Consider the following 15265-nt stretch of genomic DNA (forward strand, 5'->3'; position numbering starts at 1 on the left):
ACCGCGCAGCTGCTGGACACCTACAGCCCCGAGCTGTATTGCATGATTCGCAACAACCACGACATCGAACCGGCGGCTGGTGCGGCCTTGGGCAGGCACAACGGCTACTCGCTGAACATGGACATCGAAGTGACGTCCGGGCTGGGGCTGCTCGCGAACCCGGTATCGCTGGGTGCCCTCGTCGCGCTCACCATGGGCCAGGGCGCCCTGGCCGGCCTGGTGGGCGGCGCCCCCAATCCCTATGTGTGGCCGGAGAACCTGCCCCGGATCAACGCCCACGGCGGACCGGGCGGCGCGCCGGGGTGCTGGCAGCCGATCACTCGTCATCTGTGGCCGGCGCCCGAGTTGGTGATGGACACCGGCAACAGCCTCGCGCCCTACAACCACCTCGACACCGGTTCGCCGTATGCGATCGAGTACGTCTGGGGCCGTCAGGTCGGCGACAACACGATCAACCCGTAAGTCACAAAGCGCGCCCGAAGGGATTCGAACCCCCAACCTTCTGATCCGTAGTCAGATGCTCTATCCGTTGAGCTACGGGCGCCTGTCTTCAGTTGTCTAGTTCCAAAGGACCCAGCGGAGGCGAGAGGATTTGAACCTCCGGTCCCCGGTAAGGGGGACAACTCATTAGCAGTGAGTCCCATTCGGCCGCTCTGGCACGCCTCCATCGGACTTCCTGAGGGTACCCGAACCCTTTCGGCTGTCCCCGAACCGCCGGAGGCATAGCGTACACAGCGCCGACATATGCTGTCGAAGTGACCGCCCGCCTGCGCCCCGAGCTGGTCGGTCTGCCCGTCTACGTGCCCGGCAAAACGGTCCCCGGTGCCATCAAACTGGCGAGCAACGAGACGGTGCTCGGCCCGCTGCCCAGCGTGCGCGAGGCCATCGACGGGGCCACCGACCGGATCAACCGCTACCCCGACAGCGCCTGCATTCAGCTCAAGGCGGCGCTGGCCAAGCACCTCGGCTCGGATTTCGCTCCCGAGCATGTCGCGGTCGGCTGTGGTTCGGTCAGCCTGTGCCAGCAGCTGGTTCAGATCACCGCGTCGGCGGGCGACGAGGTGGTGATGGGGTGGCACAGTTTCGAGCTCTACCCGCCACAGGTCCAGGTCGCCGGCGCGGTGGCCGTCAAGGTGCCGCTGCGCGACCACACCTACGACCTGTACGCGATGCTCGCCGCGATCACCGACCGCACCAGGCTGATCTTCGTCTGCAACCCCAACAATCCGACCTCCACGGTCGTCGATCCCGACGCGCTGGCGCGCTTCGTCGAGGCGGTGCCGCCGCACATCCTGATCGCCATCGACGAGGCCTACGTCGAATACATCCGCGACGGCATGCTGCCCGACAGCTTGGCGTTGGCCCGCGCCCGCGGCAATGTCGTTGTGCTGCGGACCTTTTCGAAGGCCTACGGGATGGCGGGCCTGCGCGTCGGCTACGCGGTCGGCCACCCCGACCTGATCACCGCGCTGGACCAGGTCTACGTGCCGTTCTCGGTGACCAGCATCTCGCAGATCGCCGCGATCGCCTCGCTGGAGGCGGCCGATGAGCTGCTGGCCCGCACCGACGCCGTCGTCGCCGAGCGCAATCGGGTCAGCGCCGGGCTGCGCGGCGCGGGGTATGACCTGCCGCCGTCGCAGGCCAACTTCGTGTGGCTGCCGCTGGGCCGCCGCACCCAGGACTTCGTCGCGCGGGCCGCCGAGGCGGGCGTCGTGGTCCGCCCGTTCGCGCCCGACGGGGTGCGGGTGACCGTCGGGGCGCCGGAGGAAAACGACGCCCTGCTGCGCTTCGCCCGCGAGTGGATAACGCAAACACAACCGAGGAGTGACCGATGACCCTGGCGCGCAAGAAGTTCACCGAGTTCAAGGAGCGCGCCGGCGGCGTCGACGATGGCGAGCTCGACGACTACTGGGCGACCCTGGAGCCCGCGACCATCGAGGGCATGCTCGGCGAGTGGAAGGGCGGCGAGTTCGTCACCGGCCACAAAATGAACGGGCAGCTGGAAAAGGCGGGCTGGTTCGGCAAGACCTTCAAGTCGGCCGCCGACGTGCAGCCGTTGGTCTGCCTGGACGCCGACGGGAACAAGTTCTCCAACAAGGAGATGGGCAAGGGCGAGGCCAGCCTGTGGCTGGAGGACTTCCGCGGTGAGGTCACCGCGACGATGGTCTACGACGGCCAGCCGGTGCACGACCACTTCAAGAAGATCGACGACGACGCGGTGATGGGCATCATGAACGGCAAGGGCGTCCGCGACAACGGCAAGTACTACTACTTCTATCTGGAGCGCGTCTAGCGCCCGGTCCGCATCACCGCTAGCCGGCCGGGAGGTCGACGTCGGCGTAGGACTCCACGTACCGTTCGTCCGCGGCCCCGACGTAGGTGCAAGTCCGAGATGATAAGTCAACCTCGTAGTGCACCACACCAGCCTGCCAGCACGCCTGGGTGAACTCGCCGTAGTCCGTCTCGCCGGCCTGGTCGGCACGCAGCGCAGCGATCAACGCTTCCCGGTTCCAAGGAGCGACGTCGGCGAAGCCGTCGACGATCGGACTGGCCTGACTGACGACGGGTCCGGCTTCGGTGAAGTACAGGCTGGTAGCCGCCGGGACCATGTGCTGGTAGCGGTGTACGCCGGCTCGGCGGAGTACCTCGGCGAGGTAAGGGAAGCCGCCTACCTGCGCCCGAATGGACACAGCCCGCTTATGGGCGACTTCAAGGTTCTCGGTCGCGCTACTCATCTTGTCCTCCCTCGGATCGCTTGACATCAAAATGCTATAGTGACAACACATTGTCAAGATCGGACGTCGTATGCCTGACGATTTGGCCCTGCTGATCGCCGATATCTACGAGGCCGCGGGTGCGCTTCGCAAGTCCGGTGAGGCGATTGCGGCCGCCGAAGGACAGACCCAGGCACGCTGGCAACTGCTCAGCGTGGTGTCCGAGGAGGCGCTCAGCGTGCCTCAGGCTGCCCGCCGGCTGGGTGTGTCCCGCCAAGCCGTACAACGCGTGGCGGACCTCTTGGTTGCCGGAAATTTGGCGCAGCTGCGGCCCAACCCCGACCATCGCACGTCGCCTCTGCTCGACCTGACCCCTCGGGGCCGCCAAACACTGGAGCGAATCGCCGCGCGTGCGCGCCCCTCCAGCGCAGCACTCAGTGCCGACCTTCAGCCCGCAGACATTGCGCTGATGCGCGCGCTCTTACAACGATTGATCGCCAATGTGCATCGGCTCGAGACCGCTACCGCGCCGGGTTGCGCCCGGTGAACGCGACCAGCTGCGCCAGTGCGCCGACATCCGGCGACACGTCGACCGGGTCGTCGAACCCGGCGCCGGCGCGCACTTCGGGCCGGAGGATCCGGCGCGCCAGGTCCAGCACGTATTCGGCCAGCGGTTCGGGGGCGTCGACCTCGTGTCCCACCGCGGTGGCGTAATCCCAGGCGTGGACCAGGAATTCGAACGACAGGATCCCGCACGCCGCTTTGGCGGGCATCTCGCTTTTGCCGAACGGCACGGTGCCGTCCAGGCCGTGGCGGTGCCATGCGTCCAGGGCCGGGCGGGCCGCGGCGACGATTTGGCGTTCCACCGAATCGCTCGCGTCGGGTTCGGGGATCTCCGCGCCGACCATGCCGCCGATCGCGGTGATCGAGTTCAGCAGGTGCGCGGTCAGCTGTGCCACGTCAAACTCCGCACACGGCGTCTGCCGTGTCATGTCGTCGGCGGCGATGGGGTGCAGGACTCGCTGCAGCACGCCCAGCGTGTCCTCGGCGCTGTGCAGCTCGTCGGTCGGTACGGAATGAGGTCCGGGTCGCAGATCACGCGGCATGTTTGCCACGCTACGGTCTCGCTATGGGCGAAACATACGAATCCGTCACCGTCGAGGTCAAAGACCAGGTCGCGCAAGTGACGCTGATCGGGCCGGGCAAGGGCAACGCGATGGGGCCCGCGTTCTGGGCGGAGATGCCGGAAGTGTTCGCGGCGCTCGACTCCGACCGTGAGGTGCGGGCCATCGTGCTCACCGGATCGGGCAAGAACTTCAGCTACGGCCTGGACCTGCCGGCCATGGGCGGATCGCTGACCGCGGTCATGACCGACGGCGCGTCGGCCCGCCCGCGCGCGGAGTTCCACGCCGAGGTCCGGCGCATGCAGGACGCCATCAGCGCCGTCGCCGACTGCCGCACCCCCACCATTGCCGCCGTGCAGGGCTGGTGCATCGGCGGCGGCGTCGACCTGATCTCCGCGGTGGACATCCGCTACGCCACCGCCGACGCCAAGTTCTCGGTGCGCGAGGTCAAGCTCGCGATCGTCGCCGACGTCGGCAGCCTGGCCCGCCTGCCGCTGATCCTGTCCGACGGGCACCTGCGCGAGTTGGCGCTGACGGGCAAGGACATCGACGCGGCCCGCGCCGAGAAGATCGGTTTGGTCAACGCCGTGTACGACGACGCCGAGGCCACGCTTGCCGCGGCGCACGCCACCGCCGCCGAGATCGCCGCCAACCCGCCGCTGACCGTCCACGGCGTCAAGGACGTCCTCGACCAGCAGCGCATCGCGGCGGTGTCGGCGAGCCTGCGCTACGTCGCGGCCTGGAACGCGGCCTTCCTGCCGTCCAAGGACCTGACCGAGGGCATCTCGGCGACGTTCGCCAAGCGTCCGCCGCAGTTCACCGGGGAGTAGCGCACTGCCACGTACCCTCGCTGGGGTGACTTCCGACGGCAGAATTCGCGTCCCGGCCGATCTGGACGCCGTCACCGCGATCGGCGACGAGGACCACTCCGCAATCGACGGCGCGGCCGTCGAACGGATCTGGCAGGCCGCGCGGCACTGGTACCGGGCCGGCTTCCACCCCGCGATCCAGCTGTGCCTGCGGCACCGCGGTCGCGTCGTGCTCAACCGGGCGATCGGGCACGGCTGGGGCAACGCCCCGACCGACGACCCGGAAGCCGAGCAGGTCCTTGTCACCACGGGCACGCCGTTCTGCGTGTACTCGGCGGCCAAGGGCATCACCGCGACCGTGGTGCACATGCTCGTCGAGCGCGGCGTCTTTTCCCTCGACGACCGGGTCTGCGAATACCTGCCCGGCTACACCAGTCACGGCAAGCACCGCACCACCATCCGGCACGTCCTGACGCACAGCGCGGGTGTGCCCTTCCCCACCGGGCCGGCGCCCGACCTCAAGCGCGCCGACGACCACGAGTACGCGCAGGAGCAGCTGGGCAAGCTGCGGCCGCTGTACCGGCCGGGGCTGGTGCACATCTACCACGCGCTGACGTGGGGTCCGCTGATGCGCGAAATCATCTACGCCGCCGCGGGCAAGGACATTCGCGAAATCCTGGCCGCCGAAATCCTCGAACCGCTGGACTTCCGATGGACCAACTTCGGGGTCGCCAAGCAGGACATCCCGCTGGTTGCGCCCAGCCACGCCACCGGCCGGCCGCTGCCGGCGCCGATCGCGGCGATCTTCCGCAAGGCGATCGGCGGAACCGTGCACGAGATCATCCCCTACACCAACACCGCGGACTTCCTGTCCACCGTCGTCCCCTCGTCCAACACCGTTTCGACCGCCGACGAGCTGTCCCGGTTCGCCGAAATGTGGCGGCGCGGTGGGGAACTCGATGGCGTGCGGATCCTCAGCGCCGAACGGATGTACGGGGCCGTGCAGGAATGCCGGCGGCTGCGGCCCGACTTCGCGGTGGGCCTGCAGCCGGCGCGCTGGGGCACCGGATACATGTTGGGCACGAAACGGTTCGGGCCCTTCGGGCGCAACGCGCCGGCGGCGTTCGGGAACCTCGGCCTGGCCAACATCGCGATCTGGGCCGACCCGGCGCGCGCGCTGGCCGCCGGCGTGATCAGCAGCGGCAAACCGGGCCGCGATCCCGAAATTCGCCGCTACACCGCGCTGATGGACACCGTCGCCGCCGAGATTCCGATCGGTTGAGGCCGCCCGGCGGTGGGAACACTGCCGGGATGGCTACGTATCGAGTGCTCAACCCGAAGGGCGACGTCGTCGCCACCAAAGACATCGACAGCGCCGACAAGGCGCACGCGTGGTTCGCCGACGACGCGGTCGAGGGCAACGAACTTGGCTGGCGCATGGAAGTCGAGCAAAACGGCGAATGGCACTTCTTCGACCACAGCGAGGGCGACCGAAGCTATTAAGGGCGATCAGGGTTTGCCTGCCGACGGGCCGGGCACCCAACAACGCATGGACTCTGACCGCTTCCGCAGACTCCTCGACGCGCCGAGGCCGTTCGCGTCGGTCTACTTCGACGATTCTCACGACACGCACGATGCCGAGGCGCAACTCGAACTCAAGTGGCGGGCGGTGAAAGAAGAACTGGAAAGCCAGGGTGCCGCGCAAACCGTCATCGACGGCATCGAGGACGCGGTGCTGAACCTGCGTCCGCCGATCGGTCAGAGCGGGCGCGCGGTGATCGCCGACGCCGAGGGCGTGGTGATCAACGAGCATTTGGCGCGGGCCACCCCGGCCACGGTCGTCCGGGTTTCCGAATTGCCCTATGTCGTACCAATTCTCGAGCAGAGTTTCGACCACCCCGACTACGTGCTGGTCGAGGTCGACCACAGCGGCGCCGATATCACCACCCACATCGGTGGCACGCTGCGGTCGGAAACCGTTGACGGCGGCGGCTACCCGGTGCACAAGGCGGCCAGCGCCGAGACGGCGGGATACGGCGACCCGCAACCGCGCACCGACGAGGCCGCCCGCAAGAACGTGCGCGCCGTCGCCGACCGCGTCGGCGAGCTCGCGGAGAACAAGGGCGACAAGGGCATCGACGTCGTCTTCGTCGTCGGCGAGGTGCGGTCGCGCTCGGACCTGCTTGCCGCGCTGCCCGAACGCCTGCGGGAACGCGCGGTCGCGCTCGACGTCGGGGCGCGGCACAGCGGTCACGACTTCTCCGAGGTCGCACAGGCCATCGAGGACGAGTTCGTCAAGCGCCAGCTGCGCACGATAGACGCTGTGGCCCAACGCTTTACCGCCGAGCTCGGCCGCGATTCCGGCCTGGCCGCCGAGGGGCTCGGGGCGGTCTGCTCGGCGCTGCGCCAGGGCGCGGTCGACACGCTGATCGTCGGCGACCTCGGCGATGCGACCGTCGTCGCCGACGAGGGTTTGACGACCCTGGCCCCCGACGCGAACGTGCTGTCCGAACAGGGCGCCGCCCCGGCCAGGACGCTGCGGGCCGACGAGGCGCTGCCGCTGTTCGCGATTTCGGTCGGAGCGTCGCTGCTGCACGCCGACGAGCGGATCGCGCCCGCCGACGGCGTCGGCGCGGTGTTGCGCTACGCGCCGAGCCTGCACTGATTCGGGACCGCACGCTGCGGTGGCGGAGGGATTTGAACCCCCGGACGGTTTTAGCCGTCTCTCGCTTTCAAGGCGAGTGCATTAGGCCGCTCTGCCACGCCACCGCTAGTAAGGGTAACGGCGCTGGGTAGCGTTGGCTTCATGCGTGCCATCGTCGCCGAATCCCCCGACCAACTGTCCTGGCAGGACGTGCCCGACGCCGCCGCCGGTCCCGGCGAGGTGCTGATCAAGGTGGCCGCCGCCGGCGTCAACCGCGCCGACGTGCTGCAGGCCGCCGGCAAGTACCCACCCCCGCCTGGGGCCAGCGACATCATCGGCATGGAGGTGTCGGGCGTCGTCGCCGAGGCGGGTTCAGATGTTACCGAATGGGCTGTGGGACAACAGGTTTGCGCCCTCCTGGCCGGTGGCGGCTACGCCGAATACGTGGCGGTGCCGGCCGGTCAGGTGATGCCCATACCCGGCGATGTGGAGGTCGTCGACGCCGCCGGACTGCCGGAAGTGGCGTGCACGGTGTGGTCGAACCTGGTGATGACCGCGCACCTGGGCAAGGGCCAGCTGCTGCTGATGCACGGCGGGGCCAGCGGCATCGGCACCCACGCCATCCAGGTCGCGCGGGCGCTGGGCGCGCGGGTGGCCGTCACCGCGGGGTCGGCGGAGAAGCTGGAGTTCTGCCGCCAGCTCGGCGCCGAGATCACCATCAACTACCGCGACGAGGACTTCGTGGCCCGGCTGCGGGACGAAACCGCTGGGGCAGACGTGATTTTCGACATCATGGGCGCCGCCTACCTGGACCGCAATCTCGACGCCCTCGCCAACGACGGGCAGCTGGTCATCATCGGCATGCAGGGCGGGGTCAAGGGCGAGCTCAACCTCGGCAAGCTGCTGATGAAGCGGGCCCGGGTCATCGGCACCACCCTGCGCGCGCGGCCGGTGAGCGGCCGCAACAGCAAGAGCGAGATCGTGCAGGCGGTGACGGCCGCGGTCTGGCCGATGATCGGCGAGGGCCGGGTCCGCCCGATCATCGGCGCGCGCCTGCCCATCCAAGAGGCGGCCGCGGCGCATCGGCAGCTGGTGTCGGGCGAGGTGACCGGAAAGGTCGTGCTGACGGTCTAGCCTGGGTCGCGAGCCGAACCTGGCTGCGACCTACGGGCCGGATTTTCGCAGTGCGGTTCGGCTCGCGGACCGACGATCAGCCCAGCGAGGCCAGCGCGCGCACCAGCTGGTCCACCTCGGCCGTCGTCGAATAATGCGCCAGCCCGACGGTGACGGCACCGCCCACGTCGTTGACGCCCAGCACGTCCAGCGCGCGGGAACTCTCGTTGGAGACGGCCAGAATCCCGTTGTCCGCCAGGCGCTGCACCACGCGCTCGGCGGGGACCTCCTGCAGGGCGAAGCTGACAACCGGTATCTGCGCTTCGGGGCGGCCGATGACCATCACCAACGGCAGCGACCGCAACGACACCATCAGGTAGTCGAAGACCCGATGGAGGTACGACGCGGCGGACTGGGTCGAGACCGAGAGGCGCTCGCGGCGGCTGCCGCGGGCGGACTCGTCGAGCGCGGCGAGGTACTCGATGCTGGCGACCAACCCGGCCAGCAGGCCGTACTGGTGCGCACCGACCTCCAGGCGGGCGGGTCCGGCGGCCTGCGGGTCGGTCGAGACCGCGCCGAACGTGTTGATCAGCGCCGGGTCGCGGAACACCATCGCACCGATCGGCGGGCCTCCCCACGCCAGCGCGTTCACCGCGACGACGTCGGCGTCGGTTTCCTTGACGTCGAGCAACCGGTAGGGCGCGGCGGCGGAATGGTCGACCACCACCAGCCCGCCGACCTCGTGCACCAGCTTGGTCATCGCCCGCAGATCGGTGACGGTACCGAGCGTCCCCGACGCCGAAGCGACGGCGACCAGCCGGGTCGACTTCCCGATCAGGCCCTCCCACTGCCACGTCGGCAGCTCGCCGGTCTCGATGTCGATCTCCGCCCACTTCACCTTGGCGCCGTAGCGGTGCGCCGCCCGCAGCCACGGGGCGATGTTGGCTTCGTCGTCGAGCCGGCTGACGATCACCTCGTAGCCAAGGCCGGCTCGCGAGGACGACGCCTCGGCCAGCGACGACAACAAGATGGCGCGATCGGCGCCCAGCACGACGCCCGCCGGGTCGGCGTTGAACAGGTCGGCCACCGCCTCGCGCGCCGCGTCCAGGATGGTGGCGCTGCGCCGCGCCGACGGGTGTGCGCCGACGGTGGTGGCGCTGGACCGACGGAACGCCGTAGACACGGTGGTCGCGACGGAATCGGGGATGAGCATCCCGGCCGGGGCGTCGAAGTGCACCCATCCGTCACCCAGCGACGGATGAAGTCCGCGCACCCGGGCGACGTCGTAAGCCATGCCAGCCACCTTAGAGCTTCCGCAATTCCGCGAAATTGTGACGGTAGCGGGTGCCCCCTAGGCATTCCAGCCGGGACGAGGCTTGGCGAGCCCGGGCCACCCGGGCAGCCATACTAGTCGAGTGGGGCTCTGGATCGGAACGCTGCTCGCACTGTTCTTGCTGATCGCGCCCGGTGTGATCGTCGCCCGGATCGGCCAGCTAACTTGGCCGGTCGCTATTGCGGTTGGCCCGGCGCTGACATACGGCGTGGTGGCGATGGCGATCATTCCCTTCGGCGCGCTCGGAATCCCTTGGAACGGTTGGACTGCGCTGGCCGCGCTTGTCGCGGTGAGTGTGGTGGCGATCGGTTTGCAGCTGGCACTCGCCCGCTACCGCGAGACCGCGGCCACCGAGGCCGAATCCCGCGGAATCGGCCGCGGGCCCGCGGTGCTGGTGGCCGCCGGCGTGCTGCTGGGCGTTGCGCTGGTCATGTGGGCGGCCTACCGCGGCCTGACCCATTGGGAGTCGGTGCCCAGCACCTGGGACGCGGTCTGGCATGCCAACGAGGTGCGCTACATCCTCGACACCGGCCAGGCGTCGTCCACCCACATGGGCGAGCTCCGCAACGTCGAGACGCATCAAACGCTGTATTACCCGTCGGTGTTCCACGCCCTGACGGCCGTTTACTGTCAGCTGACCGGGGCGGCGCCCACCACCGGCTACACCATCAATTCGCTGGCCGCGGCGGTGTGGCTTTTCCCGACCGGCGCCGCCACACTCACCTGGTTCCTGCTGCGACCGCTCGGCACGCAGTGGCGCGCGGCGAGCGTGGCAGCCACGGCGGCGGCGCTGTCGGCATCGTTCACGGCGGTGCCCTACGTCGAGTTCGGGGTCGCGGCGATGCCCAACCTGGCCGGCTACGGGGTCGCGGTTCCGACCTTCGTGCTGGTCGCCTCGACGCTGCGGCACCGCGACCGGATCCCGGCGGCGGTGCTGGCGCTGGTGGGTGTCTTCTCGGTGCACATCACCGGAGGTTTCGTCGTTCTTTTGTTCTTGTCGGCGTGGTGGCTGTTGGGCCTGTTGCGGCAACCGGTGCGGGGCCGGGTCGCGGATTTGGTGACGCTCGCCGGGGTCGTCGTCGCCGCCGGGTTGATCCTGCTGCCGCAATTCATCAGCGTCCGGCAACAGGAAGACGTCATCGCCGGACACTCTTTCCTGACCCACCGCACGAAGCCGCAGGGACTTTTCGACGCCGTCTTCCAGCATTCGCGCCATCTCAACGACTTCCCGGTCCAGTACGGGCTGATCGCGCTGGTGGCCCTGGGCGGGATCATCCTGCTGGCCAAGCGGATCTGGTGGCCGCTGGCGGTATGGCTGCTGCTGGTGGTGGTGGACGTCGACGCCGGCGCCCCGCTGGGCGGCCCGATCGGCGCGCTGGCCGGGGCATTCGGCGAGTTCTTCTACAAGGATCCGCGACGGATCTCGGCCGCCATCACGCTGGTGCTCGAACCGATGGCGGGCATCGCGTTGTTTGCGATCGTCACCGCGGGCGTGGCGCTCGCCAAAAGAGTGGCTGGTCGGTACAAACCGCGACCTGACCCGTTCTGGACCGCCGCCACGGCGGTCCTTCTGCTGGTGGCCACCGTGCTCATCGGCCGGCACTACCTGTACCGGCACCTGGTGCTGTTCGGCGACAAGTACGACTCGGTGATCGTCGACCAGCGCGACCTGATGGCGATGGCCTACCTCGCCACGCTGCCCGACGCGCGCGACACCGTGATCGGCAACTCGAACGTCGACGGCACCGCCTGGATGTACGCCGTGGCCAATCTGCATCCGCTGTGGACGCACTACGACTTTCCGCAGCAGACCGGCCCGGGCTACTACCGCTACATCTTCTGGACCTCGGCGCGCAAAGGCGAATCCGATCCGAAGGTGGTCGAGGCGATTAAGGCGCTCGATATCAGGTACATCTTGACCAGCACGCCGAACGTGAGGGGGTTCGCCACCCCGGACGGGCTAGTGTCTCTGGATAAATCGACGTCGTGGGCGCTGATCTACGACAACGGTGGGGCCAGGATTTACGAATGGCGCGGCACCGCCCCGGCCACCCACCCCTAGGTCGCAAGAGGATGGTGAATGGAATGACCAGCGGCAACGACGGCCCGGACGCCGACGGCATCGAGGTCATCGGCGGCGTCGACCCGCGGATCATGGCGCTTCGCGCCATGGACGACGAGGGCGGAGACGACGACGAGCGCTCGCTGACCGACCTGGTCGAACAGCCCGCCAAGGTGATGCGGATCGGCACCATGATCAAACAGCTCCTCGAGGAGGTCCGCGCGGCACCGCTGGACGAGGCCAGCCGCAACCGGCTGCGCGAGATCCACGCCACCAGCATCCGTGAGCTCGAAGACGGCCTGGCGCCCGAGTTGCGCGAGGAACTGGATCGGCTGACGCTGCCGTTCAACGAGGGCGCCGCGCCGTCGGACGCCGAATTGCGCATCGCCCAGGCGCAATTGGTCGGTTGGCTGGAAGGACTGTTCCACGGCATCCAGACCGCGCTGTTCGCCCAACAGATGGCCGCCCGGGCGCAGCTGGAGCAGATGCGTCAGGGCGCGCTGCCCCCGGGCATCAGCCGGGGCCACGGGCCGGGCTCGGGCACCGGGCAGTACCTGTAAGCAGGTGACGGTGCCGGGTCCAGGTCCGCATATCGAGACGCGCGACGCGTGGGTGGAATTTCCCATCTTCGATGCCAAGTCGCGGTCGTTGAAGAAGGCTTTCCTGGGCAAGGCGGGCGGCACGATCGGCCGCAACAACTCCAACGTCGTGGTCATCGAGGCGTTGCGCGACATCACGATGTCGCTGGAGCTGGGCGACCGCGTCGGCCTGGTCGGGCACAACGGCGCCGGAAAATCGACACTGCTGCGGCTACTTTCGGGCATCTACGAACCCACCCGCGGCTGGGCCAAGGTCACCGGCCGGGTCGCGCCCGTCTTCGATCTCGGCGTCGGCATGGACCCCGAGATCTCCGGCTACGAGAACATCATCATCCGCGGCCTGTTCCTCGGGCAGACCCGAAAGCAGATGTTGTCCAAAGTCGACGAGATCGCCGAGTTCACCGAGCTGGGTGACTACCTGTCGATGCCGCTGCGCACCTACTCCACCGGGATGCGGGTCCGCCTGGCGATGGGCGTGGTCACCAGCATCGACCCCGAGATCCTGCTGCTCGACGAGGGCATCGGCGCGGTGGACGCCGACTTCTTGAAGAAGGCGCAGTCGCGGTTGCAGAGCCTTGTGGAACGATCCGGAATCCTGGTGTTCGCCAGCCATTCCAACGAATTCTTGGCCCGGCTGTGCAAGACCGCGATGTGGATCGACCACGGCGTCATCCGCATGACCGGGGGCATCGAGGACGTGGTGCGCGCGTACGAGGGCGAGGACGCGGCCCGGCACGTGCGCGAGGTGCTGGCCGAGACCGCCGGACAGCCATGACCGAGACCGTCTTCGCCGTCGTGGTGACCCACCGGCGCCCCGACGAGCTGGCCAAGTCGCTCGACGTGCTGAGCACCCAGACCCGGCTGCCCGACCACCTGATCGTGGTCGACAACGACGGATCATCGGGCGACGGCCGCGTCCGCGAACTGGTTGCCGGGCAACCGATTCCGACGACCTACCTGGGCTCGCGCCGCAACCTCGGCGGGGCGGGCGGTTTCGCGCTGGGCATGTTGCACGCGCTGGCCCAGGGCGCCGACTGGGTGTGGCTCGCCGACGACGACGGGCGGCCCCAGGACTCCCGCGTGCTGGCGACGCTGCTGGGCTGCGCCGAGAAGTACGGCCTGGCCGAGGTGTCGCCGATGGTGTGCAACATGAACGACCCCCAGCGGCTGGCGTTTCCGCTGCGGCGCGGGCTGGTATGGCGCAGGCGCGCAAGCGAATTGCGCACCGAGCCCGGGCAGGAACTGCTGCGCGGGATCGCGTCGCTGTTCAACGGCGCGCTGTTCAAGGCGTCGACGCTGGACGCGATCGGCGTGCCGGACCTGCGGCTGTTCATCCGCGGCGACGAAGTCGAGATGCACCGCCGCCTGGTGCGCTCCGGCCTGCCGTTCGGAACCTGCCTGGACGCGATCTATCTGCACCCGTGCGGATCCGACGAATTCCGGCCGATCCTGGGCGGCCGGATGCACACCCAGTACCCCGACGACCACGCCAAGCGGTTCTTCACCTACCGCAACCGCGGGTATCTGCTGTCGCAGCCGGGCCTGCGCAAGCTGCTGGCCCAGGAATGGCTTCGGTTCGGCTGGTTCTTCCTGGTGACCCGCCGCGACCCGGCGGGCCTCGTGGAGTGGATTCGGTTGCGCCGCTTGGGGCGTCGTGAGCGGTTCGGGAAGCCTGGAGGACGCGCATGACGTTCATCGACGCGGCGGCACAGTCGCGGACGCTGGCCCGCGCCCGCGGCGATCTGGCCGCCGGATTCCGCCGCCACGAGCTGTGGCTGCACCTGGGCTGGCAGGACATCAAGCAGCGCTACCGCCGTTCGGTTCTCGGGCCGTTCTGGATCACCATCGCGACCGGCACCACCGCCGTCGCGATGGGCGGCCTGTATTCCAAGCTGTTCCACCTCGAGCTGGCGGTGCACCTCCCGTACGTGACGCTCGGGCTGATCATCTGGAACCTGATCAACGCGTCGATCCTGGAGGGCGCGGACGTGTTCGTCGCCAACGAGGGACTGATCAAGCAGTTGCCGACGCCGCTCTCGGTGCACGTCTACCGGCTGGTGTGGCGGCAGATGATCCTGTTCGCGCACAACATCGTCATCTACGGCGTCGTCGCGATCATCTATCCCAAGCCGTGGTCGTGGGCCGATCTCTCGGTCCTGCCGGCGCTGGTGCTGATCGTGGCCAATTGCATCTGGGTGTCCCTGTGTTTCGGCATCCTGGCCACCCGCTACCGCGACATCGGGCCGCTGCTGTTTTCGGTCGTGCAGCTGCTGTTCTTCATGACGCCGATCATCTGGAACGACGACACCCTGCGGCAACAGGGTGCCGGACGCTGGTCGAGCATCGTCGAGCTCAACCCGCTGCTGCATTACCTCGACATCGTCCGGGCTCCGCTGCTGGGCTCGCATCAGGAACTGCGGCACTGGGTGGTGGTCCTGGTGCTGACCGTCGTCGGCTGGGTGCTGGCGGCGTTCGCGATGCGCCAATATCGCGCCCGCGTGCCGTACTGGGTTTGAGTCCGGGGCCGCCAAGAATTCTTCAAGGGGCCGTCGAGGCGCCTTTCCGACGCTGGGTCGCATCAACACGACCAGGCTCGGGCGGGAGCACCGGATAATGAGTTGGCGGCCCGGCGCTGGGCATAGCCGGGGACGTTGGGAGTGAATCCTGGGCCTTGGTTGTGAAGGCTGGGCGGAGCTTTCGGCCGCCGATGCCGCCCTACGCTCACAACCAGGTGCGTGGGTTCACACTCGAGGTCGTCAGGTCACACCCGGCGCACACCGGGGATAAATCCGCGGCCGTTGTGGGTATGCACGTGTGCAACAACAAATACTGCAGGCCGCGTAGGGTGGCGGCCGTCTGGCGGTGGT

General features: G+C 68.4%; 17 protein-coding genes and 3 tRNA genes. 14 read left to right on the forward strand and 6 right to left on the reverse strand.

From position 1 onward, the window contains the following. The coding region (locus AC5Y43_RS21775) for an MCE family protein (protein WP_499975912.1) at window positions 1-462 on the forward strand (462 nt) is incomplete at its 5' end. 9 nt (window positions 463-471) lie between these two features. Here AC5Y43_RS21775 and AC5Y43_RS21780 read toward each other — a convergent pair. Both AC5Y43_RS21780 and AC5Y43_RS21785 read right to left on the reverse strand, forming a co-directional pair. Then, window positions 472-544: transfer RNA gene (locus AC5Y43_RS21780), tRNA-Arg, on the reverse strand. Window positions 545-577: 33 nt separating this feature from the next. Beyond that, window positions 578-666, reverse strand: a tRNA-Ser gene (locus tag AC5Y43_RS21785). Window positions 667-755: 89 nt separating this feature from the next. Here AC5Y43_RS21785 and AC5Y43_RS21790 point away from each other — a divergent pair. Both AC5Y43_RS21790 and AC5Y43_RS21795 read left to right on the forward strand, forming a co-directional pair. Further along, entirely contained in the window at window positions 756-1835 is a 1080-nt protein-coding gene (locus AC5Y43_RS21790) for an aromatic amino acid aminotransferase (protein WP_499975916.1), read from the forward strand. After that, window positions 1832-2293, forward strand: a complete 462-nt coding sequence (locus AC5Y43_RS21795; RefSeq protein WP_499975918.1) for a DUF4334 domain-containing protein — start codon at window positions 1832-1834, stop codon at window positions 2291-2293. The genes AC5Y43_RS21790 and AC5Y43_RS21795 overlap by 4 nt, the downstream gene beginning before the upstream one ends. Before the next feature lie 19 nt (window positions 2294-2312). On the opposite strand, the gene AC5Y43_RS21800 is transcribed toward AC5Y43_RS21795, so the two are convergent. Then, window positions 2313-2735: a DUF1398 family protein gene (locus tag AC5Y43_RS21800; protein ID WP_499975921.1), complete on the reverse strand. Its 423-nt coding sequence runs from the start codon at window positions 2733-2735 to the stop codon at window positions 2313-2315. Between the two features lie 70 nt (window positions 2736-2805). On the opposite strand from AC5Y43_RS21800, the gene AC5Y43_RS21805 reads away from it, so the two are divergent. Continuing rightward, the gene (locus AC5Y43_RS21805; RefSeq protein ID WP_499975923.1) at window positions 2806-3261 is read left to right on the forward strand and encodes a MarR family winged helix-turn-helix transcriptional regulator; all 456 of its coding nucleotides are present in this window, start codon (window positions 2806-2808) and stop codon (window positions 3259-3261) included. On the opposite strand, the gene AC5Y43_RS21810 is transcribed toward AC5Y43_RS21805, so the two are convergent. Continuing rightward, window positions 3236-3820, reverse strand: a complete 585-nt coding sequence (locus AC5Y43_RS21810) for a TIGR03086 family metal-binding protein (protein WP_499975925.1) — start codon at window positions 3818-3820, stop codon at window positions 3236-3238. The genes AC5Y43_RS21805 and AC5Y43_RS21810 overlap by 26 nt on opposite strands. A gap of 23 nt (window positions 3821-3843) precedes the next feature. On the opposite strand from AC5Y43_RS21810, the gene AC5Y43_RS21815 reads away from it, so the two are divergent. The 4 genes from AC5Y43_RS21815 to AC5Y43_RS21830 are packed head-to-tail and all read left to right on the forward strand — an operon-like array spanning window position 3844 to window position 7312. After that, window positions 3844-4668 carry a crotonase/enoyl-CoA hydratase family protein gene (locus AC5Y43_RS21815; protein ID WP_499975927.1) on the forward strand — a complete coding sequence of 275 codons (825 nt, stop codon included), beginning with the start codon at window positions 3844-3846 and terminating at the stop codon, window positions 4666-4668. A 25-nt stretch (window positions 4669-4693) separates the two neighbouring features. Then, window positions 4694-5929 carry a lipase LipE gene (lipE, locus tag AC5Y43_RS21820; protein WP_499975929.1) on the forward strand — a complete coding sequence of 412 codons (1236 nt, stop codon included), beginning with the start codon at window positions 4694-4696 and terminating at the stop codon, window positions 5927-5929. A 29-nt stretch (window positions 5930-5958) separates the two neighbouring features. Then, window positions 5959-6150, forward strand: a complete 192-nt coding sequence (locus AC5Y43_RS21825) for a hypothetical protein (RefSeq protein WP_499975931.1) — start codon at window positions 5959-5961, stop codon at window positions 6148-6150. Between the two features lie 46 nt (window positions 6151-6196). After that, complete coding sequence (locus AC5Y43_RS21830) at window positions 6197-7312, forward strand: Rv2629 family ribosome hibernation factor (RefSeq protein WP_499975933.1); 1116 nt, start codon at window positions 6197-6199, stop codon at window positions 7310-7312. Window positions 7313-7329: 17 nt separating this feature from the next. Here AC5Y43_RS21830 and AC5Y43_RS21835 read toward each other — a convergent pair. Then, window positions 7330-7416, reverse strand: a tRNA-Ser gene (locus AC5Y43_RS21835). Between the two features lie 37 nt (window positions 7417-7453). Between AC5Y43_RS21835 and AC5Y43_RS21840 the strand changes: the two genes are divergently transcribed. Next, on the forward strand, window positions 7454-8425 hold the full coding sequence (locus AC5Y43_RS21840; protein ID WP_499975934.1) for an NAD(P)H-quinone oxidoreductase: 972 nt from the start codon (window positions 7454-7456) through the stop codon (window positions 8423-8425). A 76-nt stretch (window positions 8426-8501) separates the two neighbouring features. On the opposite strand, the gene AC5Y43_RS21845 is transcribed toward AC5Y43_RS21840, so the two are convergent. Then, the gene (locus tag AC5Y43_RS21845; RefSeq protein WP_499975936.1) at window positions 8502-9698 is read right to left on the reverse strand and encodes a cysteine desulfurase-like protein; all 1197 of its coding nucleotides are present in this window, start codon (window positions 9696-9698) and stop codon (window positions 8502-8504) included. Window positions 9699-9819: 121 nt separating this feature from the next. Here AC5Y43_RS21845 and AC5Y43_RS21850 point away from each other — a divergent pair, with 121 nt between their 5' ends. The 5 genes from AC5Y43_RS21850 to wzm are packed head-to-tail and all read left to right on the forward strand — an operon-like array spanning window position 9820 to window position 14914. Then, window positions 9820-11799, forward strand: a complete 1980-nt coding sequence (locus AC5Y43_RS21850; protein WP_499975938.1) for a DUF6541 family protein — start codon at window positions 9820-9822, stop codon at window positions 11797-11799. Between the two features lie 11 nt (window positions 11800-11810). Next, a complete protein-coding gene (locus tag AC5Y43_RS21855; protein ID WP_499975940.1) occupies window positions 11811-12359 on the forward strand; it encodes a bacterial proteasome activator family protein in 549 nt (182 codons plus the stop codon). Window positions 12360-12369: 10 nt separating this feature from the next. Then, window positions 12370-13173: a galactan export ABC transporter ATP-binding subunit Wzt/RfbE gene (wzt, locus tag AC5Y43_RS21860; protein ID WP_499975942.1), complete on the forward strand. Its 804-nt coding sequence runs from the start codon at window positions 12370-12372 to the stop codon at window positions 13171-13173. Beyond that, a complete protein-coding gene (gene glfT1, locus AC5Y43_RS21865; RefSeq protein ID WP_499975944.1) occupies window positions 13170-14087 on the forward strand; it encodes a galactofuranosyltransferase GlfT1 in 918 nt (305 codons plus the stop codon). The genes wzt and glfT1 overlap by 4 nt, the downstream gene beginning before the upstream one ends. Then, on the forward strand, window positions 14084-14914 hold the full coding sequence (gene wzm, locus AC5Y43_RS21870) for a galactan export ABC transporter permease subunit Wzm/RfbD (protein WP_499975947.1): 831 nt from the start codon (window positions 14084-14086) through the stop codon (window positions 14912-14914). The genes glfT1 and wzm overlap by 4 nt, the downstream gene beginning before the upstream one ends. The last annotated feature ends 351 nt before the right edge of the window (window positions 14915-15265 follow it).

The organism is Mycobacterium sp. NGS57 (assembly GCF_059812405.1).

Coding starts and splice junctions, on each gene's coding strand:
- AC5Y43_RS21795 (WP_499975918.1), top strand. CDS start 1,832: ATGACCCTGGCGCGCAAGAAGTTCACCGAGTTCAAGGAGCGCGCCGGC.
- AC5Y43_RS21800 (WP_499975921.1), bottom strand. CDS start 2,735: ATGAGTAGCGCGACCGAGAACCTTGAAGTCGCCCATAAGCGGGCTGTG.
- AC5Y43_RS21805 (WP_499975923.1), top strand. CDS start 2,806: ATGCCTGACGATTTGGCCCTGCTGATCGCCGATATCTACGAGGCCGCG.
- AC5Y43_RS21810 (WP_499975925.1), bottom strand. CDS start 3,820: ATGCCGCGTGATCTGCGACCCGGACCTCATTCCGTACCGACCGACGAG.
- AC5Y43_RS21815 (WP_499975927.1), top strand. CDS start 3,844: ATGGGCGAAACATACGAATCCGTCACCGTCGAGGTCAAAGACCAGGTC.
- AC5Y43_RS21825 (WP_499975931.1), top strand. CDS start 5,959: ATGGCTACGTATCGAGTGCTCAACCCGAAGGGCGACGTCGTCGCCACC.
- AC5Y43_RS21830 (WP_499975933.1), top strand. CDS start 6,197: ATGGACTCTGACCGCTTCCGCAGACTCCTCGACGCGCCGAGGCCGTTC.
- AC5Y43_RS21840 (WP_499975934.1), top strand. CDS start 7,454: ATGCGTGCCATCGTCGCCGAATCCCCCGACCAACTGTCCTGGCAGGAC.
- AC5Y43_RS21845 (WP_499975936.1), bottom strand. CDS start 9,698: ATGGCTTACGACGTCGCCCGGGTGCGCGGACTTCATCCGTCGCTGGGT.
- AC5Y43_RS21855 (WP_499975940.1), top strand. CDS start 11,811: ATGGTGAATGGAATGACCAGCGGCAACGACGGCCCGGACGCCGACGGC.
- glfT1 (WP_499975944.1), top strand. CDS start 13,170: ATGACCGAGACCGTCTTCGCCGTCGTGGTGACCCACCGGCGCCCCGAC.
- wzm (WP_499975947.1), top strand. CDS start 14,084: ATGACGTTCATCGACGCGGCGGCACAGTCGCGGACGCTGGCCCGCGCC.